The sequence below is a fragment of the Fructobacillus sp. ESL1096 genome, from assembly GCF_058511985.1.
Window position 1 is genome coordinate 463,335 of record NZ_CP196400.1, and the last position, 22,064, is coordinate 485,398.

Genomic DNA, 22,064 nt, shown 5'->3' on the forward strand with positions numbered 1-22,064 from the left:
CTGGGTATAAGGACAACAGATTTTTTCTTTTTTCCACACTCCTTTGATTGGTCCTACCTATTCTGGCGTCCAAGAAAAAAGGCCTGCGGGTAGGCAGGCCTGATTTGGTCAAAGATAAAATTAGTGTTGAAGTAGGGTAATAATCGAGATGACTTGGATCCAGCCATTGTGGAAAACGTGCATGATAATCGAGGATGACAACTTATCCGTTTTCTTGTATACGTAAGCCAACGAAAACCCGACAATGGCATACGGTGGCAGGTCTAAAAGTGAGACCCAAGTGTAGGAACTCAGGTGATAAAAACCAAAGGACAAGGCCGACAGCACAACAACCAGCCAGGGAAATTTCACTGACTTGAAATAGCGGAAAAAGAGTCCACGGAACAGGATTTCTTCCATCACCGGTCCTAAGAAGACAATAATCAGCGAAAACATTACCAATGAATAATGGCCACCGACCTGCATGATATTATCAATGGCAGCTTGATTTTCCGTCGTCCCATGGGTCAACTTATAAAAGAACAGAATTTCAATTTCGTTCCAGATGACCATCCCCGACCAACCTAGGAGATAAGCTGCAATGATCGTCCCAAATTCTGACTTGGTGGGCCAGGCAATCGTTTTCAAAGAAAAAGATAATTTGGCCTTGTTCGTTTTCATGGCCTGCAGCCCAAAGCGTACAAAACAGTAGGCTAAACCAAGACCCAGTATCAGAACCGCATAGCGGTGCTGACCAGAAAAATAGACCGACCCCTGGATAAAGACCATTGCCGCATATTCCAGGGCAAAGAAGCCCAAAAAGGCCGCCAAATTTAATAGAAAGGTTTTGGTAAGCCTCATCCACTTGATGAGCTTGTCTTGCTGATTGGGCATCCACTTCATCAACTTGACATGTCTGTCTTGCTGATTTGGTAGCCACCTCATCAACTTGATGAGCTTATTTTGCTGATTTCGCATCCACGTAATCCTCATTTCATTAGTTTTTAATGTACCATATCTCTTGCAGAATGCCAACTTTTGCCCTTGTAGCAAGCTTTTCCCCTTGGTAAAATATTAATTAGATTGCCGCTTGTAAGCGGTCTTGAAAAAGGAGTCCTCATGAAGGAATTAGAAGCACGAATTAAAGAAGACGGCCGCGTCTTGGGCGCTGATATTTTGAAGGTTGATTCCTTTTTAAACCATCAAATCGATCCTAAGCTGATGCAGGCCATGGGTGCCGAATTTGCCCGCCTCTTCAAAGACCAGGACATTACGAAGGTGATCACAGTCGAAGCCTCTGGCATCGCCCCAGCCGTGATGGCGGGCTTGAGTCTTGGCGTCCCCGTCGTCTTTGCACGCAAATCAAAGTCGCGCATTCTCTCAGATGATGCCTACACCGCTGACGTCTACTCATATACAAAGCAAAGCAGCAACCAAATCAGAATTGATAAGCGTTTCTTATCAGCCGCGGACAACGTCTTACTAATCGACGACTTCCTCGCCAACGGCCAGGCATTGTTAGGCATGAAGGCTTTAGCTGATGAGGCGGGTGCGACAATCGTCGGGGCCGGCATTGTAATTGAAAAGTCATTCCAACCTGGACGCCAAGCCGCCATCGAAGCCGGCTTAACGAATATTCACTCTTTGGCTAAGATTGCCGCCTTTGAAGACGGCCAAGTCATTTTTGACGACCTGGACTAAGCCTAGGTCATGTCAACACAATTCAAGCTGGACCGTCCTTGCGCCCTTTGACAATGCTTGGTACCGTTAATTAATCTGTTTGATTAGTCATCGGTACTTTTTTATTATCACTACAGTCACTCTGTATCGCAAAAATTCCTATCGAAAAATCAATTTTCATAGAAGAAATAAAGCCATTGACCAGTTATCTGGCCAATGGCTTTTTAAATTTTATTAAAAGTCCCCGTCGGCAAAATTTTAATCAAAAAATCTGCCAATACCAACACTAGTAAGGCGGGAATTAGCCACAGGGGCATACTGATATTACTTTCATAGACCTTCGTTTGATAGTAGTAACCGACTAAAGATAGAAAAATTGCTACTGGTTCAATAATAAAAGCCCAGGAGGGTAAGCCCGTATCCCGATAACGTCGATAAGAAATTGACAAAAAAGGAATAAGGTTAAGCAGCCAAAAAACCGTTAATAGGAAGGTTACCAGGACTAACGTCACTAGGACGACCCAATAGGCCTTCGAGTTGTCAGCAACGGACGCAACTGTTTGCACCAAGTTGCTCAACAAGTACAAGACCAACCAATAACCCAGCAGACTAATCGCTGAGTTAATGAACATGACCGACCAATACTCCGAGCGAGAAGTCTGACCCCTAAAATGAAAATAATCTTCCCAGTATTTTTTGTATGATTGTATCAACCTTCTCACCCCCTCTCTGTGCCAATCAACCTCGACATTATACCATCAAGAAGCAATCTTAAAAATCCTGATGGCCGCCTTAACACTAAAAAACAGCCCAGCCGGGCTGCTTTGCATACCAATCAAGAACGGTGCCGACCGAAGGCATCGGTTGGTGTTAAGTTAATCACCAAGATGACAATTTCAACAATGGCCCAAAGAATCATGAGCCAAAGAGAATTTAAGGTACCACTGCCGCCAGCAGCATTATAGGCATCATTTAGTAAAGCTACTAGCGAAGCCCCTGGCAAGAGATAGGCTAAAACAACCAGAATAAACCACCAGCCACTTAGGCCAGTGTCAATAATTCGTCGACTTTGCAAAGACAAATTAGGAATAATTGTTAGCAACTGATACAAAACAACAAAAACAATCACAAAACCAGCTAAACCAGTCGCTGCTTGTGACTGACTGCTATCATTCAAGGCAGAGTCCAGTGCAGAAAAAATCGAACTGCCGCCAATAGCCGTTGCCACAATGCCAATTAGAATGTTGGCCAAGACAACCCACCAAAAATCAGACCGGGTTGATCGACCAGAAAAACTGAAGTACTTCTTCCAATAATCTTTATAAGCAGATAACATATCCATCCCCCATTTACTTTTCTCTCAATCGCTTTTATCTTACCACTCTTCTTCAATAAGAACTACCAAAAAATGACTGATTTTTAAGTGTTTACCATCGTAAGTTAACTTGTCTCAAACGTTATGGTCAGATGAAAAGCCCGACCAACGGCCAGGCTTCAAAAAATTAACGTTTTCGTGCAAAGCGATTGGTTCCGGCTAAGTTAATGACCAAGAGAACCAATTCAACCACCGCCAAGGCCAAAAGCAAGAGGACATTTTGAACAATCGCGTAAGCAATGACTAATGCCCAAGCCACGACCGGAAGGACAAACCAACGGGCACTCAGTCCAGTATCCAAGATACGGCGGTATTGCAAGGACAAGTTGGGCATAACGGTTGCTAAACCATAAACAGTGAAAAAATTAAAGCCAAAGCTGCAATTCCCACAACCCCGAAACCAATGCCGGAAACACCATCATATAAGAGTTGTTGTGCCAATCCCCAAATGGATCCTCCGGTTAGCAAAAGAACTACAACAGTCAAAAGGATGTTGTCAAAGACCACTAACCAAAAATCAGCTAGGCAAGCCCGCCCAGAAAAGTCCAAATACTTACGCCAATAATTTTTATATGCTTGTACCATCATCATTGCTATCCGACCTTTCGAGCCCTCTATTGCTCATTGTAGCACCAGGGTTGCCGAATGTTTAGCATGAACAAAAAAGGACCCACTTCCATGAGTCCTTTCCTGCAACTAACTTTTGTACGATGATCTTATTTTTCTTTCTTGAAGGCATCTGTCTTAGACACGCTGATGACAAAAACAGCTAAGTTTAAGAAGAAGATAGCAGCTGTAATAGCGCTGTTTTGTGCCGCAGCACTAATTGACAAAAACTTGCCAATCACAACTAAGAGAAACCACCATGGGCTAAGACCTGTATCAACGATTCGTCGGTACTGCAATGATAATCTGGGAATGAAGGTCGCTAAGGCATAAAAGAGAGCCAATAAGAGCAAAACGATTAGTAAGCCTAACATTGGCGTATCGGCTTGCGTAAAATGCCCATAATCAACATACTTCATGATGGGCCCAACAGCAACACCAGCAAAGACCGCTATCCAAAGTAACCAAATAATGGTATTGGCCAGGATAAACCACCAATAATCAGCTCGCGTTGTCCGACCGTTAAAGTTAACGTAATTCTGCCAAAACTTTTTGTACGCTTTAAACATTTTTTCTCCTTATCGCGTTACTCAAGTTAAAACCGCTTTGACTATTTTAGCATAAGACTTGGTATGATGACCACCGGACTTGGTGAACTCCTAAAGGAGAAAAGCCCAGATAGAGGTAAGTCGTGCTATCCCTGATACCGTTTTTGAAAGTGATGAATGGGCTGGGAAACTGCTTTTGCTCAAGGCGCCGTCGACGACATCGTAAATGCTGATAGTTTAATCTCGGGGATACGATTTTTTTGACATAGTAAACTTGATTTAACCGGATCATTCGTTGCGCCTCATTAACACAATAATAATTAAAGTAATTTATTACGCCTATTTGAACCACTCGGGCGCCTGTGTTTTGGCGCTGTTGCATTTTGATTGATTGTGATGTTGCCGCATTGCCATTGTTCATAACAGTTAACCTCCTTTTGTACTAGGTTAGTGACATGGAGCTGCACTCGAAAATTATCCGTGTGCCGCCCCAAAAAAGTATTGGTTAAGTGCTTGAAACCATATTTGATGCAAATGACCACCAACCGAATCAAGCCACTCATATTCGGCCTCCTTTCGTTTTGATACCTCATTTATAAGGTAAAAAGCAAAGGTGCGCTAGCGTTTCCCCACACATTGTCAGCTCACTTCCCTAACTCGCAACATACCGAACAAACCAGTAACATTAGTCCGCAGCAAAAGTATAAAAACTATTTTCTCCCAGGGTAATTTCAGCAACCCACTTAAAATTGATATTAAATTACAACTCAAACCTAAGAGATAGCTAAAAATTCAGCACCCCATTGCTTATAACTTTCTTTATATTTTTATGAATGTCTTTTACCCAATCAACGACTAGTACGTTACCCTAAGAAAAATCTAAGTCAGCACGTTTCAGTTTAACTATGGTCAGCAAACCCACAGAACAGACTACACCAACAATTTTAATGATTGGTGATCCCATCATGAACGGCAGTGATTAGATTTGAACCAGTATTTCCTCTTTTTGTCTATTAAGCCGGCTTTTACTAGCAAAGCCACTACGAAAAACCAAAAAAGCAGGACCCACTTTATGGGCCCTGCTTATTCTTTTATTCATACACGAATAGGTTAATTAATATTGGTAATCGTCTGGTTTGCTACCAAATTTTTTCATATAACTAGCCGATTTATTCAAATCCTCTTTCGTAAATGTATATTGCTTCTTATTGTTAAAATACAAAAATAGTGGCGAACGGAAGCCAATCCAGTAATTCAATCCAATCCAGCAAAAGGCCATGAGCAAATCAAGCCAGTTAAACATTCCTGATGGAATCGTTTCTACTAAAAAGACAGTTGCAACCACTGACAAGATAATCGCGGTCAACAAACCGGGGTTGTAATAGCTCTTGAGTCCCACATTAAAGATAATTAGATGTCCGAATAGCTCAACAAAAGCAAAAATAACAGCGGCGAGAACTAACCAATGCCATTGGGGCAAGAATAGCGTTGGCAAATACACTGTAATCGCAAACCATTCGTTACCAAACAACGAGCTACTTTGGTTCAACTGCCATCGCGAAACAACGCGATTGACATTTTTCATTTCAACTTTAATTCCACCCCAAGCAAAGCCACCTGGGAGGCCAAATTCTTCAAAGAAATGTAAATGAATAAAAATTAAGCCCAATAACAGCATTCGTTGGTTGAAATCCCAGACAAACAATCCAAGTGCTAGGGCGTAGAACCCAGCTATAAATGGCATAAAATCATACCACTTCATAATCCATTTTTTCATTATTTTGACCTTGTTAACTGACAAAAATCCATAATTTCGTTATATCTTTTAATTTGCCAATGATTTATTGGGTACTTAGTATACTTGTTCTTTAATAGCTGAACCGGAGCCACAATACTCAATAAGATACATACAATTAACACCAAGAAAGCTAGAAAAATGGTTCCCCAGTTTAATTTCCCTAAACTCGATAATTTATTAATATAAATTACACCGAGGGGCAAAAAAAGACCAACCGTCGTCACCATACCCGGGTTATACCATGCACGCAATTTAAGAGGCATTTGAATACAATGACCTAAAATTTGGAAAGACTAAAGAAAATCACCCCCAGTCCTAACCAATAATAGTTAGGCAATAAAATCGCGACTAAGTAGATAACCCAAGCAATTGTATTAACTAACATGATGGAAAGGCCATTACCAGGATAATGATCAGCTAGAGTAGTTTCATCGTATACAACTTTATTGATGATGATTGGAGCACCACCGGGAAACTGGTATTCTTCAAACTGATGGGCGAATAGAGCAATCAAATTCCAAATCAGTAATATCTGAACTGCACTCAACGTTATCAAGTGGAATGCCAAAAAAGTCATTAAAATCAGACCAAGCACCGCTCCCAATCGATACCAATTATTTATTAAAAATTTCATTGTTAATCTCCTACAAATGACTCAGTTGTGTAATTTACATACTAATATTATAATTCTGATAACTAATAATAAATAGTACCCGATTAGGACTTATACACAAATGAAGCAAATTGAGACATTTACCACCCAACATCGTCGTCAAAAGCAGATTGAAGAAACAAAAAATAACATCAAAATAGCCATGTTAGCGCTCATGGAAAATCAGGATATCAAAAAAATCAAGATTGCGGATCTGATGCAAAAAGCTGGTTATACTCGTCGAACTTTTTATCGTCATTTTTATTCCTCAGAGGATGTTTTAAAAAGCATTATAACGGACATCGTGTTTGAACTTTTTGCTTACTTAGATAATAAAGATACGGAACAAAATTTCGCTCAAACCGTTACCTTATTTTTTAACTTCTGGACGCAATACACAGCTATATTAAAAAAACTAAAACAGCAAAACTTGTCCTATTTACTGCAAAGTATTGCCTTTGAAAATATACAACAGAGTCAGCTAGCAGTTGTTTTAAAGCAACAGCAGAATCAAGTATATATTGAGTATTTCGCCTTGTCAGGTATGTTTTCACTCCTAACTATTTGGGTAGATGATAATTGCCAAAAATCAGTTGAGGAAATGGGCCAAATTGCCCAGGAAATTAAAGATGCAATCAAATAAAAAAGAACACCAGCAGGTGTTCTTTTCAACATTACGATTTACTTAACATTGTCTGTTTCAGAGAGCTTCTTTTGATCAGAATCGATGCTATCAATCAACCACTTTGAGGCATCATCGTCATACTTCACATGGGCTTTCAACAAGAAGACCTGTGACAATGTACCAGAGCTATGCTTGTCGGGATCCGTGTCAGCCGAGTAGTTAAAGTCTTCCTTAATTTTAAAGGTGACATCAGCAGTCTGCTTTCCCGTCGCGTTCACATCTTGAATATCAATCGAACCGAAGTTAATTGATTCAGCTGTCCGCTTTGCAGTCGTCTTGTTGTTCTGAATCATTTCCATGAAGTCTGAGTAAGCTTTGTTGTTGCTACCATTCACGAAAACGTCAGATGCCGTCAAGTCACTAGTATCGAAACTGCTGTCTGACGACCCAGCTTGGGAGAGCAGCGACGTTAGATTTGCTAGCAAGGCGTCAGCCCCAGTCTTGGTCAACTTTGACTTCGAACTAGATGAAGAAGACGACTTATAAGCGTGCAAATCGATTTCAGCTGCTGCCTTATTCAAAACGGTAGCAGTCATCGTTCCCTTGAAGCTGTCACCATCACTCTCACCCTGGGCAACCATGTCATAGTTACCTGGTGCCTGATGTTTCACAGTAGCGACTTCATCTTCGTCAGAATCATCCACAATGACCTGATCGTTAGCCGTTACCTTCAAATCTGAGTGATTTGTGTAAACTTGCAAATCAATCGGGGTCACCACCATTTGATACTTCGGGAAAATGAAAAACTGGTTGCCCGTTTTCTTTAAGTTAACGTTAAAGGAGTCGTTTTTCAAAAGTGATTCAACCCTCGTCTTTGTCATCCCAGTCTTCATATATTTAACTAGGGGAACCACTTCGCTCTTGCTAAGGTGCTTGTCAGTATCAGACCAAGTCAAATTCTGGCTGTACTGATCAGCATTATGGCTGTTCAAAACCTTGACCGCACGATTCATTGATGAATCATATGAGTAATAGTGTTGTCCATAAAAGTAACCGGCCAGCAAAGCCAACACGATGATAATAATTGGCAACCGAAAACCATGTTTTTTGCTGACCGCTCGACCCTGACGATGGGGGGCAGTCGGCGCCTCTCCATTCGTAGCCGTGACCGATTCGGCAGTAGACGTCGGCGCTGCATATTGACGTTTCTTGACTTCATCAATTGATGGCTTCCGTCCGTACTTGTTTTCAAAATCTGCCACCCAGGCTTGCAAGCGTTCCCTTTCGGAACGTTCCTGCTGGTCAGTCGTCAAGGCAAAGCCGTTTGCCTTAGCGGCTTTAAATTCATCCAAGGAAGGTTCACGACCGTTTTCTTTTTTAAAGGCAGCCAGCCATTCTTGTTGTGTCATGAATAGGTCCCTCCTAGATTAATAATTAAAGTTGGCAATTGTACTGATCAATGACTTGAACATTGGTGTGATAATTACGATGTAACCGATATAAACGACGATTGCTGTCATGATTGCTTGAGAAATTTGCCACCAGATTAAGTCCAATTTCTGATCGTTTTCACGGTATTTTTGAACAAAATAAACAGCCGCAAGGTTGACAACAGCAAAGGATAACATTGGCAGCATAATTAAGATACCAACGTTAATCATAATTTCTTGAAGAACACTGCTAATATTATCAACACTTACCTTTGGCACCTGGGCAATAAACGAGTAGATAAAGCCAATAATAGCAAAGATGGCAGCGGCTGGTTGGAAAACCAAAAACTGGTTTACCAAATCCTTGAATTTTTCCTGTTCCTTAGTCACCAATGCCAATCCTGGCAACGCAGCAAGGAACAAGATAACAAAGACAAAGAAAAAGTTAAAGAAAACCGATGGTAAAATCCGGCCAGCAAAGCTCGCAATACTGCGACCATAAGAGTTGTCGTTTCCCACGACGTTTGCCAACGAAACAAAGATGCGGCGAACGAAGTTCCAGAAAATGCCAGCAGAACAAACCGTTGTCAAGGCAAAAGTCAACCAAAGGTAAAGCTGATTTGGATTTTCTTCATTGACATACTTCATTGGACGCAAGGCCCGGTTTTTAAACCAAGAAAAGTAGTTCCCGGCGTGCTGCTTGACTGTATTAAAGGCTTTCCCCGCTTGTTCCTTGGTTTCTTCTACTCCCTTGCTGATTTGCTGACTATCGATCTTGATTTCAGGGCGATCACTTTGAGCTTGGCCATCTGTAAATTCACCCTTTTGCAAAGCAGCGGTAATTTCATCTGCATTTGGCTTGCGATTATTAATGAGTTCGAAATATTCTTCCCATTCATTACGACTTGTCATACTTTCTCTCCTTTATCACATTTAAATTAAATGAATATAATTTGATTGTAACACAAATCGGGTGCATTAAATCTGACACCACTGCACTTATACGACAAATCATTGCTTGCGTGTCTTTTTATTGCTTGGTCCCAAGTATAATGAATCTCAAAAAATAATCATTTGAACAAATAAACAAAAAATTTACCGGTACCTCGTGAACAATGGCCAAAAGAAATCAGCGTGTAATCTTTGACCGCAGCCACCTCCCTGGTGAAAATCCATTCTAAACAATTGGGAAATTGGGGATGACAAGCTCTTTTTCGTTAACTTTTCCCCGCTTTGTTTCGTTACACGGACGTAAAAAAGCGCCCCTCCTCACCACCTTTTGGTGGCTGAAGAAGAGCGCTTGCTCAAGAACTTGTTGTTTGGATGCTTTTGTGGGCGCACGGTCAGTACAGTCCAGATCAGAAAAGTTGCTAGACGGTCCTCAGTCTATTCCTTAACCAACTCCTTGATAAAAATCATCAACTTATAGGTTTCATCTGCTGAAAGGTAGGCCGTCTTGTAGCATTCAACTGCTTCAGCTGGGCTAGTTGGCTGTTCGCCCTCAATGTACCACCTTTCAATTTGTGGTTTTAATTCCTTAACCAATTCGGCATAGCCAAACTCCTGCTTACTTTCAATGGCAATCAAAGCATGCAAGATGGCGTGCTCGATTAAATTACAGTAAACCAAGCGGGTCTTTTGTTGACTGGCATACGGATAGTGTTGAACCTTAATCATCGCCGGATCGGCCAAGTTGAGATACCGACTTTCATCAATATGGTGGCAATAAAGCCCCTCTGCCGTCCGGTCAATCGCTACATTTTTGGGCAAAGAATACGTTTTGCCAACCAAAAAAGCCTGGTAGTTATCTTCAGCAAAGTAACTGTCCTTGGCCGGGCCATACTTTTGTAGAAGTTCCGCCACGGCATCCGAATAGGATAGTTTCAGCAATTGCATATATTGGTCGAGTTGTTCTGTCATGGCATGTCTCCTTTTGAACTCTTGAGTAACTTTCTTCCCCCCATCTTACCGCAACAGCTACAAAATTTCTGGTCAATCACTCCTTTCAGTAAAATTTTTCATTGAAAAATCAGCCTCATCTTAAATATTTTTGCTAGTGCTCAAAAATTCGCCAACTGCGCACCCAGACTGCTTTTCTAGATGAACTTTACCCAAGAAAGAACTCACTATTTTCTCACTTTTCTCTAATTAATCCTTGACAGGTGAAAAAATATTCTTTATGCTGTTGTCAACAAGTTGGCGAAAAGCCAATGTTAATCAAAAAACGATGATCGGAAATTTTAGTTGACTTTGTTTTCACAGAAAAGCTGGATGTTAATTCGTGAGAACCGGCCAAACAAAACAACTAAATCGTGCCCGTGAGTTATCTTTCGAAATGAGTAGAAAGAATCGGTCAATGGCCCGTTACCGCCAAAGTCTTTTTTGACTTGCTGAGCTAGGAGTGTGCAAACCTTCTAGGAACTTGAGGTGGTACCGCGCAAAAACGCCCTCTGACAGACTAATCATCTGTCAGAGGGCGTTTTTTTGATTTATAGACTAGAGGAGAACAGATTATGACCACAACAACATTTTTTCAAAACCAATTTTACGGTAAGAGCATTTTGAAAGAAACTGATTTATCAGTCAACGAACTAAACTACTTAGTTGATTACGGTTTGCACTTAAAGGGGCTTGCCAAGCAAAATATCCACACCAAGCTACTGGCTGACAAGAACATCGCCCTGATTTTTGAAAAAAACTCAACACGAACTCTATCAGCTTTTACTACGGCTGCCAACGAACTAGGTGCCCACCCCGTTTTTTTGGGCAAGGATGAAATCCACTTATTCCACAAAGAATCGATTGAAGATACAGCGAAAGTCTTGGGTTCAATGTACGACGCGATTGAATTCCGCGGTTTTCGTCAATCAAGCGTTGAAGCCTTGGCTAAGTACTCTGGCGTTCCCGTCTGGAACGGGCTGACGGATGACTGGCACCCAACGCAAACAATTCCTGATCTGATGACCATCAAGGAAAACTTCGGTCACTTAGCTGGCTTAAAGGTCGCCTACCTCGGTGATGGTCGCAACAACGTTGCCCACTCATTACTAGTCGGTTGCGCCATGGCCGGTATCAACGTTGCCATCGTTAGTCCGGAATCATTGCAACCGGCTGCCGAAGTCGTAGAAATTGCCCAAGGTTATGCCAAGGAAACTGGTACCGAAATCACCATCACTGCTGATTTGGCCACCGGTTTACAGGATGCCAACGTTGTCACAACCGACGTTTGGGTTTCCATGGGTGAAGATAACTGGAAGGAACGAATCGACTTGCTCCTGCCCTACCAGGTCAACATGAACGCTTTGGCCATGACCGGTCACCTCGAGGACGGTCAGTTGATTACCCTTCACTGCTTACCAGCCTTCCACGACCTGCGCACTGAAGTTGGTAAGGAAGTTTATGTCAAGTACGGTCTCAAGGAAATGGAAATCACCGACGAGGTCTTCCAAAGCCAATACGGACGCCAATTCGATGAGGCCGAAAACCGTAAACACGGTATTAAGGCGATGATGGCCGCCACGCTTGGGACCCACTTTATTCCAAAGATTTAATGGTACCAGCCAAGCCAGAAATTGATCTTCACGGCCAGAACCAAAACCTAGTAATACAGAAAGGACACTTGCTATGAATGCCGCAATTACAGGCGTTACCGGTTATGCCGGCATGCAACTTTACGCCCTCTTACAAGAACACCCCGAAGTTGAAACCATCAACGTCTACCAACACGATTTGGACGATGCTATTCCACTTGTCGACCTCAACTCTCGTTTGAACCTGCCACATCCCCAACTAGCTTACCCATATGATAGCCAAGAAATCATGGCCAACAACGACCTGATTTTCCTTGCAACACCGGCCGGGGTCGCCATCAACTTAGCCGTCCCCTTCTTGAAAGCCAATTTCCCAGTCATTGATCTTTCAGGTGACTTCCGCCTCAAGGACCCAGCCGAATATGAAAAGTGGTATCATCTCAGCCCAGCTAAGGAAACTGATTTGCAAAACGCCTACTACGGCCTGGCCGACATTTACGAAAATCCGTGGGCCGCATACATCGCCAACCCCGGCTGCTATGCAACGGCAACCCTTTTAGGATTAGCACCTGCCGTCATGGGCGATTTGATTGAACCCGACTCGATTGTCGTCGATGCTAAATCAGGATTGTCCGGTGCTGGCAAGTCCCTGAGCTCATCATCACACTTTAGCCGATCAAACGAAAACTTACAGATTTATAAGGCTAACCAGCACAAGCATATTCCAGAAATCTTAGCTGAACTTAGGAAGTGGAACCCAAAGGTACAACACCTACAATTCATGACGACCCTGGTCCCAATTGACCGCGGTATTATGGCCACGATTTATACCAAGGTAAAGCCTGGCATCGACGAAATGGCTATCCTCAACTACTACCATGACCTCTACGACGAAGATCCATTCGTTCAAATCTGTGATGATTACCTCCCAGATATCAAGTCCGTCATCGGGACCAATAACTGCAAAATTGGTCTGACCTTTAATCCCGTGACGGGTTACCTGACCATCGACGCCGTCATTGACAATATGCTCAAGGGGGCCGCCGGTCAAGCTATTCAAAACATGAACCAGTTGCTGAACTATCCGGTGACTACTGGACTGGAATTAACAGCCTTGGCCTTTTAAAGACCGAGAATACCGTCAGACTTGTTAAGATTTCTGGCGGGATTGCTTCTGTGCTCCACTAGCTTCACAGCATGGTCCAATCAATGGCCACAAAGCCCTTGATTAACCGACTAACCTTGCCGGCACTTAGACCAACAACAGCAAAGACAAAAGTCCCTCTTTATATAGTAGAAAAGGAGAACTGCTCATGCAAGCAATTGACTTTACCTGGCCAAAAGGTTTCCAAACGGGCACAGCCCATGCGGGCTTTAAAGAAGACGACCAACTTGATATGGCCTGGATCGTTTCAGATGTTCCAGCCGTTGCCGCTGGTGTTTATACCAAAAACCAATTTCAAGCTGCTCCGGTGCAGTTCACTAAAAATTTGATTAACCAGAACCACAAGCTCCAAGCCATCGTGATTAATTCTGGTAATGCCAATTCCTTCACCGGCCAAGAAGGACTGGACCACGCAGACGAAACCCACCAACTGGCAGCCAATCAGTTAGCTATCAATCCCGACCTCGTGGCCGTCGCTTCGACCGGTGTCATTGGCAAACAACTAGAAATGGAAAAAATCAAAGGGGGCCTAAATCAATTAAGTTTGACCCGAAAATCAGACATTGCCCATGCCATATTGACAACTGATTCTTGCGAAAAGAAAATAACGGTTACCGTCATGGTTGCCGGCCAGCCCGTTACCATTACAGGGATTGCCAAGGGCTCTGGGATGATTCATCCAAACATGGGCACCACCCTGGGCTTCGTTACCACGGATGCCAGCATCGCCAGTGAGACCCTCCAGGACCTTCTCTCTGACTTAATTCAATCTTCCTTCAACCAAATCACGGTTGATGGCTGCATGTCCACCAATGACATGGTCCTCGTCCTTGCTAATGGTCAAGCAGAAAACGAACTGCTTGACCAAAGCTCAGCGCAAACCGACGCTTTGGCTGATTTCAAAGAAGGACTAAAGGTAGTGCTGGTTGCTTTGGCCAAGATGGTCGCCAAAGATGGCGAGGGGTCAAACAAGTTTGTGCAAGCAACCGTCGTCAACGCCGCTTCAGTGGTTGAGGCCAACCAGGTTGCCCGGGCAATTGTCGGTTCCAACCTCATCAAGGCCATGCTCTTTGGCGAAGAAAACAATTGGGGCCGAATTGTCCAAGCGATTGGCCAAACCCAAGCACAAATCAACCCCACCCATCTCGATATTTACTTAGCTGATATGCCTCTCGTCAAGGACAGCCAAAAAGTCTTGGCTGACAGAGACCAAGTAGCAGCCATCCTCGCCGAAGATGACATCAATTTGACCATTGACTTGCATGTTGGCGAGGCAACTGGTCAGGCTTGGGGTTGTGACTTGACTTATAAATATGTTGAAATCAACGCCGCCTACGAAGGTTAAGAGCATGATTGTCATTAAAATCGGTGGCAATGCCATCAGCCAACTAAAAGACGATTTCTTCCACCAAGTTAAGGAATGGACCAAGGAGGGCCAGCAAGTGGTCATCCTGCACGGTGGTGGGCAATTGATTTCTTCGACCTGTGTTTTCTTTGACTTGCCAACCGAAAAAATTAACGGGATTCGGGTCACACCACCAAGTGTTCTGACCCTAACCAGCCATCTGTTAACCAACGTCATCCAGCCTCATTTTCAAAATCAGTTGGTCCAAGAAGGTCTTCCAACCCTCGCCGTTAACCAGGAAGCTGGCCCCCTCTTTACTGCCGACTACCTTGATCAAGAAGTCTATGGCGAGGTCGGCCAGGTCACCGGCATTGATGAAGCGGTGCTAGCAAGGGTTAGCCAAAATGCAAGTTACCACCATCCAATCTTATTGGTCAATTCACTCGCTAGTGGCCCAAATGGCCTTCTTAACGTAAATGCCGATTCAGCGGCTCAAGCGTTGGCGACGGTGACATCAGCCGACCAGTTAATCCTCTTGACTGATGTCCCCGGTGTCTTAGTCAATGAAGAGGTTGTCACAGCCCTCAACTCGCTGTCAGCCAACCAATTAATTGACCAGAATTTGATTACCGCTGGCATGGTGCCCAAACTTCAAGCCGCATTTTCTGCCCTTCACCACGGTGTCCACAAGATTACCATCACCAATCGCCTTGGCCAAGGAACAAAGTTAGAACTATGATTCAGACAAAAAATCGACAACCTGATCACGCTTTTTGGGAGACTGCAAGCTTAAGCTTTTTTAAGTGCGCCTTCTTGACCACTTAGCAGTAAAAAAACAGCAAACAAGTTTCTGATTTTTCTAATCCTAAAACAGACAGTAGAACCAATAGGAGGCTTTACCATGACGACCACCATACACACTTACGACCAATTCCCCTTTGACATCGTGGCTGGACACGATTCGTATCTAATCGATGACCAGGGAAAGGAATATCTCGACCTGACTGCCGGTATCGGTGTCTGTAACTTTGGTTACAGCAATCAACAAATTAAACAGGCCGTGGCCGACCAAGTGGAAAAGGTCTGGCATATTTCCAACTTATACCAAAACCAGCTCGCAGAAGAAGTTGCAAAAGACCTCTGTCCAGATGGTTACCAGGCCTTCTTCTGTAACTCAGGGACCGAGGCCAACGAGGCTGCGATTAAGTTAGCCCACAAGGCGACTGGCAAGCACGAACTCCTGGCCTTTAACTATGGTTTCCATGGCCGGACCACCGGTTCCTTGTCTGTTACTGGTTATCCCCACATCCAGGAAGGTTTTGCACCGCTGATGCCAGCAGTTAAGATGGTGCCTTTTAATGATTCAACTGCCCTCGCTGCGATTACCGAAGACACTGCTGCCGTGATTCTGGAAGTCATCCAGGGTGAAGGTGGGGTTAATGTTGGGCAGGCCGACTGGCTCCACCAAGTCCAAGACAAATGCCATGCAACCGGTACTCTTTTCATCATTGACGAAGTGCAAAGTGGCATGGGTCGGACTGGTTACCGTTTTGCCTTTGAACACGACGGTTTGGAACCAGACATGATAACCGTTGCCAAGGGACTGGCCAACGGTTTGCCGGTTGGAGCCCTTCTCGCTAAAAAAAATATCGCCGAGTACTTCCAACCAGGTGACCACGGCACGACATTTGGTGGCAATAAAGTCGTGATGTCCGCCGCTAAAGCAGTGCTTAAGCAGCTGAATCCAGACTTCCTTGCGACTGTTCAAGCAAAGGGCAACTGGCTTTTTGACCAGCTGGAACAAAAACTTAGTCCGTTAGAAGGCGTAACCGGCATCAGCGGTGCCGGTTTAATGGTTGGTATTCACTTAGCTGATTCTCTGCCTGTTAACCAAGTCATCCAGGCCCTCCACCAAAAAAGCCTCTTAACCCTTTCTGCCCGTGGCAACACACTACGTCTTCTGCCACCATTGATTGTTGATCAAATTGCTTTAGCCCAAGCCATCGATCAAATCGGTCAAACAATTCAACAACTGAGCACTGCTGACCAAGCCGTTGCCGTTCAATGACCTTAATGGTCATTTTTTATTTTTGGAAATTTTTGAATAGACTTAACGATGAAAATTTTCATCCGTCACGATTTGATTAGCTGATTAGGTTTCAATTTTTCCTAAAAAGCGTCAAGTTATTTTTGAAACGAGATAAAAATCACCCCTTTTTTATCTCTTTGACTAATTTTTTTAGAATCATTTTTTCTTTCATAAAAATCGCTAAAACGCCAAATTTCCGCCTTTTTTCTGAACACTGCCCCTTGGCTAACCCCAGAGTAAATGTCATCTTTCCTAACAAAAAATATTTTCCCATAATTTTTTTCATCCTATGATAGACGAAATTACAGTGAAACACATACTTATATTAGTGATTTATGATAATTGTTCGTTTGAATCGATGATTCAAAGTAGAAGGAGAATGCTTATGGCACAACCTATTCAAGAGACTGAGATCAACCAAGACGGCACTAAGCGCTCTCTGAGCAACCGCCACGTGCAAATGATTGCCATCGGCGGTACCATTGGCACCGGACTTTTTTTGGGAGCAGGCTCAACGATTTCAAAATCAGGCCCGACAATTTTACTTCTTTACGCCGTATTGGGCACGCTCTTTTTCTTTATGATGCGCGCAATCGGTGAAATGCTTTATTCACAACCCGACCAACACACCTTCGTTGGCTTCATTTCTAAGTATTTGGGTAAGGGGCCCGGGGTCTTTGCCGGTTTGACTTACTGGTTGGCTCTGATTTTTGCTGGAATGTCCGAATTGACTGCCATCGCAACTTATGTCAAGTTTTGGTTCCCGACCTGGAATACGGCTGCAATTGAAATCTCTTTTCTCGCCGCCTTGGTTGTGCTGAACATTTTGGCAGCCAGAGCCTTCGGTGAAACGGAATTCTGGTTTGCAATGATCAAAATCATTGCCATCATTTCCTTGATTGTGACCGGGATTTTCATGGTCATGACCGGCTTTAAGAGTCCCGGTGGAGCAACAGCCAGTTTTGGAAACATTTTCCATAACTTTAGCCTCTTCCCTAACGGCTTAAAAGCCTTCCTTGGCTCCATTCCAATGGTCTTCTTCGCGATGGCCGGGATGGAATTCGTTGGCATCACTATTGGTGAAACAAAGAACCCTCGCAAGGTGTTGAAGAAGGCAATTAACGAAACTGTTTACCGTGTCTTGTTGTTTTATATCGGCGCTTTGATCATCATCATGTCCATCATGCCCTGGACAAGTATTACCGCCGGTAATAGTCCATTCGTGCAAGTCTTCAAGTTGGCTGGTTTGCCAGCAGCCGCAGCAGTGATTAACTTCGTGGTTTTGACTTCTGCTTCCTCAGCCTTGAATAGTGTCCTTTTCTCTAGTGGTCGGCACCTCTACCAGCTTTCTCGTGAATTAGACTGGAAGCCCTTAGCTAAGATTGCTAAGGCCGGTATCCCAACGCCGGCCATTCTCTTCTCTAGTGCGCTCTTACTCTTTGCACCGGTGATTGCTTCCATCCCATCTATCAACGATGCTTTCCAGTTCGTTGCTGGTGGTGCCAGTGACCTCTACTTAGTGGTTTACTTGTTGACGATGGTCGCTCACCGACGTTTCCGCGTTTCACCGGAATTCATGCCGGATGGTTTCAAGATGCCTTGGTATCGTTACACAAGCCCAATCACCATTGGGGCATTCGTTCTCGTCTTCTTGTCACTCTTTGCTAATCCAAACGATGTTATCCCGGCGACCGGGGCCATCATTTGGGTCATCGTCTTCGGTGGTTACTGTTACTTACGCTTCCGCAACCAAGAAGTAGCAACCATTTAATTTGCTGTGTTTCGTTCATTCAAGTGCCCGTGTGAACACGGGCACTTTTTGATGCGTTTCAATCAGCTTCCTTCTATTTATATGAGTGCATTCTATCAACCTCCTCTTTGGTACGTTCTTGGTAATTCCCGAATAAATCGAATCAAGCCGTCCAAATCAGTCCGGCCTTTCCTAACCCGGTCCCCGTAGCGCAATCACCGTCAACCGCTCTCCCTCTCTTTCTCCAGTCTAAGTTCAAGTCCCTCTTGACTTTATCTGTTAATCAAAACTGATTCTAGATTTCATGTCATGCTTTGGCACATTTAATAAAAACTGTTTAAGTTTATCCAAAACTCAGGTTTGAACACCAGGCTTTGTGGTAAACTGATTTTGACGATGAATTCTAACCTATTAAGGCTAAAGCACCGCCAGATGTCGCCTGACCCTTCTTTTGTGAGAAACGGGCGGCTCTTGTTTGTTATTACAAACCGTAACCGAATGTCTGTAGGCATTCGGTTGCGTTTTGCATTCCAGAAATACTAGGAGATATTATGCTTGACATTTTTAAAGCCATTATTATTGGTATTGTCGAAGGATTAACAGAGTTCTTGCCAGTCAGTTCGACTGGGCACATTGATTTGGTTAGCCAATTCGTCCAAATCAGCCAGGGTAAAGATTTTGAAAACATGTTTGAATACGTGATTCAATTTGGTGCCATCATGGCTGTTGTAATTTTGTACTTCAGTAAGCTGAACCCATTTAGCGCAAAGAAGACTGTGCGGGAACGCCAGGATACCTGGGTGCTCTGGTTCAAGGTAATCATTGCTTGCCTCCCATCAATCGTGATTGGTTTGCCATTAAACGATTTCATGGATGAGCACTTGCACAAGCCAGCCGTTGTTGCGACTGCTTTGATTGTCTATGGTATCTTGTTCATTGTGATTGAAAACATCTACAAGAACAAGGCCCCTAAAATTAGCAGCCTGGCAACCATCGGTTACAGTACAGCGCTTTACATCGGTTTGTTCCAAGCCTTGTCAATCGTACCTGGTACCAGCCGTTCAGGGGCAACCATCTTGGGTGCCATTATCTTAGGTGCCAGCCGCTACGTGGCCACCGAATTTAGTTTCTTCCTCGCCATTCCAACCATGGTTGGCGTCACAATCCTCAAGGTTGGTTCATACCTCCTGAAGGGCAACACCTTCACGGGTGAACAGTGGGCCGTCTTGGCAACTGGAACCTTCGTTTCCTTCATTGTTGCAGTTATCGCTATCAAGTGGCTGTTGAAGTTCGTGCAAACCCACGATTTCAAGGCCTTCGGTTGGTACCGAATCGTTGTTGGTTTGATTGTCTTCGCCGTGATGTTTATGTAATTTCATCAAAAAAAGTCCCCGCTGAGGGGGCTTTTTTGATGCATAGAAAAAGACGAACCTGGCCGCAATTGCAGCTGAGTTCGTCTTTTCTTCTTGAGATATGGAAACTGATTTTTCAGCTTATCGACCAGCCTTTGACTGGTTAACGATTTGTTGGTAACGCTTAGAGGTTAGCCAGTAAATCACCAGGTAAATCAAGATCACAATCACCGTCATCGTGACCATGACTGGGATAAAAATTGTTGGGTCAAACAGTCCCAAGGTTTTGAAGACCGTCTTCAAAATTGGGAAGGCAAAGGCTGCGTTCAAAATCAGCAACACAAGCGGCAAACCAAAGAGCAAGCGAATTTGGCGGTTAATCATTTGCTTGGTTTCCGCCAGGCTGAGACCAATTCGTTGCATCTTCTTGAAGTTTTGTCGGTCAACCAAGCCTTCAGCAACCTGCTTGTAGTAAACAATCAAAACCGTGGTAAAGGTCAACACAACAGCAGTCAAGACCCCGACAAAGACCAAACTACCAAAGACAGTTTCGATGCTTTGCACAGCATCGGCTCGGTCCGTAACCTGACCACCCGCCTGCTGGAAAATCTCGCTTAAGTCCTTGCTAAAGGCAATTTCGTTTTTCTTCGTGCCCTTCACATCGTAGGCATAGATGTGGGTCACCGCATCCGGCATGTCCGAGATTTCCACCTGGAAGCCACTATCGTTCGTGGCCGGTGCCTGAACATCCTTTAAGAAGGCGTTCAGCTGGCTTTGCTGGTTCACAACCAAGTAATCATAACTTGGGCCGGATGGTGCGGTTGAATCAGGTGCAGTAAATTGGTCGATGGTCTTCACCTTGTAGGTCTGGCCACCAATTTGCAATTTTGCTGGTACCTGCTGCTGATGTGTTGCGTAGATTCCGACCTCATCGCTGGCCAATGAAACAGACTGTCCCTGCCATTTCTTCAAGCTCTCGGTCGTCATGGCCCGGAATACAGGAGCAGACATGACATCCCCCGTTCCAGTAAAGCGGCTGATTCGACCCCCGCCACTAACCTTTACCAAGATGGCGTTAGTCGCTTCCAGTTCATGACTAGCGCTCAAAGTTAAGTTGTGCTTTTGGGCGCTTTGCTGGATCTGATTTAACTGGTCCTTTGTCAACGATTGTGGGCTCGTAATCGTTGTATCATATGGCAGGTACTGACCAAATTTGCTAGTTACCTGCTGCATTGAAATCGCTGCCGTCAAGGCCACGACGATGGTTGTAAACAGCAAAGCAACAGTGGCCAGGCCGGCCCCGTTATTCTTCACGCGGAATAAGAGTCCCGAAACGGGCACAAAATGCTTATCCTGATAGTAGTACTTTTGGTTCTTACGCAAGCGCTTTAGGAGCCAGCCAATCCCGACAATCATCACCAGATAAGTTCCGACAATCACCAAGCCGACCGCCCAGATAAAGGAGACAAGGGCATTCAAGCTTGGCTTAGTGGTCAAAGCCAACCAATAACCAGCAATTAGGATCACAAAGCCCATGATGCCCAAGAAGGCCTTCGCCTTTGGTTCTTTGGCCACCTTTTGGTCGGACTTGGTTAAATCAATCAAGCTTGTTCGACCAATTTTAAACCATTCAATCAGTGCCATCAGGAAAAACAACGCTGCGTAAATCAGCCCAACCGTGACCACCGTATTCCAGTCAAAAGAAACTCGATAATCCTGGCCCCCGGCCAACTGATTTAACACGGGAAAGGCAATAAACAGGGCACCGAATGAAGCCATCAGGCCAATGACCGTCGTGATCAACCAGAGGCCAAGCGATTGCCAGGCCACCACCATGGCACCTTGAAAGCGCGACATCCCCAACATCGAAAGCGTCCCAATTTGTCGTTGGCGCCGACCGGAGACAAAGGAATTGGCATAAAAAATAAAGACTGCCCCGACCAAAAGTGAAAGGACTAAGCCCAAGACCATTACGGCCTTGATAATCTTGCCATATTCGGAAGTAGCAATACTGTGGTTGTTCCGAATGGCAAAGAACATGGCGTTAACCATCAACAAGAAGGCGTTAGCAAAAATAAAGAGGGCGTAATGGCGAAAATCTTTTTTGAGCGTCTGCAGTGCGAAGCGAAGACTCAACATC

The 22,064-nt window shown here is 44.1% G+C and carries 22 protein-coding genes; 9 read left to right on the forward strand and 13 right to left on the reverse strand.

Annotated features, from left to right (window positions below; genetic code table 11):
- Window positions 1–120 precede the first annotated feature (120 nt).
- The gene (locus ACSYSR_RS02030) at window positions 121–957 is read right to left on the reverse strand and encodes a CPBP family intramembrane glutamic endopeptidase (RefSeq protein WP_489816263.1); all 837 of its coding nucleotides are present in this window, start codon (window positions 955–957) and stop codon (window positions 121–123) included.
- A gap of 141 nt (window positions 958–1,098) precedes the next feature.
- Between ACSYSR_RS02030 and ACSYSR_RS02035 the strand changes: the two genes are divergently transcribed.
- Window positions 1,099–1,680, forward strand: coding sequence for a xanthine phosphoribosyltransferase (locus ACSYSR_RS02035; protein WP_489816262.1), 582 nt, complete (start codon window positions 1,099–1,101; stop codon window positions 1,678–1,680).
- A gap of 203 nt (window positions 1,681–1,883) precedes the next feature.
- Here ACSYSR_RS02035 and ACSYSR_RS02040 read toward each other — a convergent pair whose 3' ends face one another.
- The 7 genes from ACSYSR_RS02040 to ACSYSR_RS02070 all read right to left on the reverse strand — a co-directional run bounded on the left by ACSYSR_RS02040 (window position 1,884) and on the right by ACSYSR_RS02070 (window position 6,620).
- Window positions 1,884–2,381, reverse strand: a complete 498-nt coding sequence (locus ACSYSR_RS02040) for a DUF805 domain-containing protein (protein WP_256470357.1) — start codon at window positions 2,379–2,381, stop codon at window positions 1,884–1,886.
- 113 nt (window positions 2,382–2,494) lie between these two features.
- Complete coding sequence (locus tag ACSYSR_RS02045) at window positions 2,495–3,001, reverse strand: DUF805 domain-containing protein (RefSeq protein ID WP_489816261.1); 507 nt, start codon at window positions 2,999–3,001, stop codon at window positions 2,495–2,497.
- Window positions 3,002–3,161: 160 nt separating this feature from the next.
- Window positions 3,162–3,368 carry a hypothetical protein gene (locus ACSYSR_RS02050; RefSeq protein WP_489816260.1) on the reverse strand — a complete coding sequence of 69 codons (207 nt, stop codon included), beginning with the start codon at window positions 3,366–3,368 and terminating at the stop codon, window positions 3,162–3,164.
- 8 nt (window positions 3,369–3,376) lie between these two features.
- Window positions 3,377–3,625, reverse strand: a complete 249-nt coding sequence (locus ACSYSR_RS02055; RefSeq protein WP_489816259.1) for a DUF805 domain-containing protein — start codon at window positions 3,623–3,625, stop codon at window positions 3,377–3,379.
- Window positions 3,626–3,750: 125 nt separating this feature from the next.
- Entirely contained in the window at window positions 3,751–4,209 is a 459-nt protein-coding gene (locus ACSYSR_RS02060) for a DUF805 domain-containing protein (protein ID WP_252774321.1), read from the reverse strand.
- Between the two features lie 1,093 nt (window positions 4,210–5,302).
- Window positions 5,303–5,965: an HXXEE domain-containing protein gene (locus ACSYSR_RS02065; RefSeq protein WP_489816258.1), complete on the reverse strand. Its 663-nt coding sequence runs from the start codon at window positions 5,963–5,965 to the stop codon at window positions 5,303–5,305.
- A gap of 298 nt (window positions 5,966–6,263) precedes the next feature.
- Window positions 6,264–6,620, reverse strand: a complete 357-nt coding sequence (locus tag ACSYSR_RS02070; RefSeq protein WP_489816257.1) for a hypothetical protein — start codon at window positions 6,618–6,620, stop codon at window positions 6,264–6,266.
- Window positions 6,621–6,720: 100 nt separating this feature from the next.
- On the opposite strand from ACSYSR_RS02070, the gene ACSYSR_RS02075 reads away from it, so the two are divergent.
- The gene (locus ACSYSR_RS02075; protein WP_489816256.1) at window positions 6,721–7,281 is read left to right on the forward strand and encodes a TetR/AcrR family transcriptional regulator; all 561 of its coding nucleotides are present in this window, start codon (window positions 6,721–6,723) and stop codon (window positions 7,279–7,281) included.
- Window positions 7,282–7,319: 38 nt separating this feature from the next.
- Here ACSYSR_RS02075 and ACSYSR_RS02080 read toward each other — a convergent pair whose 3' ends face one another.
- The 3 genes from ACSYSR_RS02080 to ACSYSR_RS02090 all read right to left on the reverse strand — a co-directional run bounded on the left by ACSYSR_RS02080 (window position 7,320) and on the right by ACSYSR_RS02090 (window position 10,613).
- Window positions 7,320–8,672, reverse strand: coding sequence for a zinc ribbon domain-containing protein (locus ACSYSR_RS02080; protein WP_489816255.1), 1,353 nt, complete (start codon window positions 8,670–8,672; stop codon window positions 7,320–7,322).
- An 18-nt stretch (window positions 8,673–8,690) separates the two neighbouring features.
- Window positions 8,691–9,605, reverse strand: coding sequence for a hypothetical protein (locus ACSYSR_RS02085; RefSeq protein WP_252774331.1), 915 nt, complete (start codon window positions 9,603–9,605; stop codon window positions 8,691–8,693).
- A 474-nt stretch (window positions 9,606–10,079) separates the two neighbouring features.
- Window positions 10,080–10,613 carry an SAV1803-related protein gene (locus ACSYSR_RS02090; protein WP_489816254.1) on the reverse strand — a complete coding sequence of 178 codons (534 nt, stop codon included), beginning with the start codon at window positions 10,611–10,613 and terminating at the stop codon, window positions 10,080–10,082.
- Between the two features lie 593 nt (window positions 10,614–11,206).
- Between ACSYSR_RS02090 and argF the strand changes: the two genes are divergently transcribed.
- From argF to argD, 5 genes are all read left to right on the forward strand, one after another.
- Entirely contained in the window at window positions 11,207–12,244 is a 1,038-nt protein-coding gene (gene argF / locus ACSYSR_RS02095; RefSeq protein ID WP_252774333.1) for an ornithine carbamoyltransferase, read from the forward strand.
- A gap of 73 nt (window positions 12,245–12,317) precedes the next feature.
- Window positions 12,318–13,349 carry an N-acetyl-gamma-glutamyl-phosphate reductase gene (argC, locus tag ACSYSR_RS02100; protein ID WP_489816253.1) on the forward strand — a complete coding sequence of 344 codons (1,032 nt, stop codon included), beginning with the start codon at window positions 12,318–12,320 and terminating at the stop codon, window positions 13,347–13,349.
- Window positions 13,350–13,536: 187 nt separating this feature from the next.
- Window positions 13,537–14,733: a bifunctional glutamate N-acetyltransferase/amino-acid acetyltransferase ArgJ gene (argJ, locus tag ACSYSR_RS02105; protein WP_489816252.1), complete on the forward strand. Its 1,197-nt coding sequence runs from the start codon at window positions 13,537–13,539 to the stop codon at window positions 14,731–14,733.
- 4 nt (window positions 14,734–14,737) lie between these two features.
- Window positions 14,738–15,472, forward strand: coding sequence for an acetylglutamate kinase (gene argB, locus ACSYSR_RS02110; RefSeq protein WP_489816251.1), 735 nt, complete (start codon window positions 14,738–14,740; stop codon window positions 15,470–15,472).
- A gap of 162 nt (window positions 15,473–15,634) precedes the next feature.
- On the forward strand, window positions 15,635–16,801 hold the full coding sequence (argD, locus tag ACSYSR_RS02115) for an acetylornithine transaminase (protein WP_489816250.1): 1,167 nt from the start codon (window positions 15,635–15,637) through the stop codon (window positions 16,799–16,801).
- A 139-nt stretch (window positions 16,802–16,940) separates the two neighbouring features.
- On the opposite strand, the gene ACSYSR_RS02120 is transcribed toward argD, so the two are convergent.
- On the reverse strand, window positions 16,941–17,096 hold the full coding sequence (locus ACSYSR_RS02120) for a hypothetical protein (protein WP_489816249.1): 156 nt from the start codon (window positions 17,094–17,096) through the stop codon (window positions 16,941–16,943).
- Between the two features lie 111 nt (window positions 17,097–17,207).
- Between ACSYSR_RS02120 and ACSYSR_RS02125 the strand changes: the two genes are divergently transcribed.
- Entirely contained in the window at window positions 17,208–18,593 is a 1,386-nt protein-coding gene (locus ACSYSR_RS02125; protein WP_489816248.1) for an amino acid permease, read from the forward strand.
- Window positions 18,594–19,123: 530 nt separating this feature from the next.
- Window positions 19,124–19,945, forward strand: coding sequence for an undecaprenyl-diphosphate phosphatase (locus ACSYSR_RS02130; protein WP_252774339.1), 822 nt, complete (start codon window positions 19,124–19,126; stop codon window positions 19,943–19,945).
- Between the two features lie 120 nt (window positions 19,946–20,065).
- On the opposite strand, the gene ACSYSR_RS02135 is transcribed toward ACSYSR_RS02130, so the two are convergent.
- Window positions 20,066–22,063, reverse strand: a complete 1,998-nt coding sequence (locus tag ACSYSR_RS02135; RefSeq protein WP_489816247.1) for an FtsX-like permease family protein — start codon at window positions 22,061–22,063, stop codon at window positions 20,066–20,068.
- Window position 22,064: the final 1 nt, after the last annotated feature.

Coding starts and splice junctions, on each gene's coding strand:
- ACSYSR_RS02030 (WP_489816263.1), bottom strand. CDS start 957: ATGCGAAATCAGCAAAATAAGCTCATCAAGTTGATGAGGTGGCTACCA.
- ACSYSR_RS02035 (WP_489816262.1), top strand. CDS start 1,099: ATGAAGGAATTAGAAGCACGAATTAAAGAAGACGGCCGCGTCTTGGGC.
- ACSYSR_RS02045 (WP_489816261.1), bottom strand. CDS start 3,001: ATGGATATGTTATCTGCTTATAAAGATTATTGGAAGAAGTACTTCAGT.
- ACSYSR_RS02050 (WP_489816260.1), bottom strand. CDS start 3,368: ATGCCCAACTTGTCCTTGCAATACCGCCGTATCTTGGATACTGGACTG.
- ACSYSR_RS02055 (WP_489816259.1), bottom strand. CDS start 3,625: ATGATGATGGTACAAGCATATAAAAATTATTGGCGTAAGTATTTGGAC.
- ACSYSR_RS02060 (WP_252774321.1), bottom strand. CDS start 4,209: ATGTTTAAAGCGTACAAAAAGTTTTGGCAGAATTACGTTAACTTTAAC.
- ACSYSR_RS02065 (WP_489816258.1), bottom strand. CDS start 5,965: ATGAAAAAATGGATTATGAAGTGGTATGATTTTATGCCATTTATAGCT.
- ACSYSR_RS02070 (WP_489816257.1), bottom strand. CDS start 6,620: ATGAAATTTTTAATAAATAATTGGTATCGATTGGGAGCGGTGCTTGGT.
- ACSYSR_RS02075 (WP_489816256.1), top strand. CDS start 6,721: ATGAAGCAAATTGAGACATTTACCACCCAACATCGTCGTCAAAAGCAG.
- ACSYSR_RS02080 (WP_489816255.1), bottom strand. CDS start 8,672: ATGACACAACAAGAATGGCTGGCTGCCTTTAAAAAAGAAAACGGTCGT.
- ACSYSR_RS02085 (WP_252774331.1), bottom strand. CDS start 9,605: ATGACAAGTCGTAATGAATGGGAAGAATATTTCGAACTCATTAATAAT.
- ACSYSR_RS02090 (WP_489816254.1), bottom strand. CDS start 10,613: ATGACAGAACAACTCGACCAATATATGCAATTGCTGAAACTATCCTAT.
- argF (WP_252774333.1), top strand. CDS start 11,207: ATGACCACAACAACATTTTTTCAAAACCAATTTTACGGTAAGAGCATT.
- argC (WP_489816253.1), top strand. CDS start 12,318: ATGAATGCCGCAATTACAGGCGTTACCGGTTATGCCGGCATGCAACTT.
- argJ (WP_489816252.1), top strand. CDS start 13,537: ATGCAAGCAATTGACTTTACCTGGCCAAAAGGTTTCCAAACGGGCACA.
- argB (WP_489816251.1), top strand. CDS start 14,738: ATGATTGTCATTAAAATCGGTGGCAATGCCATCAGCCAACTAAAAGAC.
- argD (WP_489816250.1), top strand. CDS start 15,635: ATGACGACCACCATACACACTTACGACCAATTCCCCTTTGACATCGTG.
- ACSYSR_RS02120 (WP_489816249.1), bottom strand. CDS start 17,096: ATGGGAAAATATTTTTTGTTAGGAAAGATGACATTTACTCTGGGGTTA.
- ACSYSR_RS02125 (WP_489816248.1), top strand. CDS start 17,208: ATGGCACAACCTATTCAAGAGACTGAGATCAACCAAGACGGCACTAAG.
- ACSYSR_RS02130 (WP_252774339.1), top strand. CDS start 19,124: ATGCTTGACATTTTTAAAGCCATTATTATTGGTATTGTCGAAGGATTA.
- ACSYSR_RS02135 (WP_489816247.1), bottom strand. CDS start 22,063: ATGTTGAGTCTTCGCTTCGCACTGCAGACGCTCAAAAAAGATTTTCGC.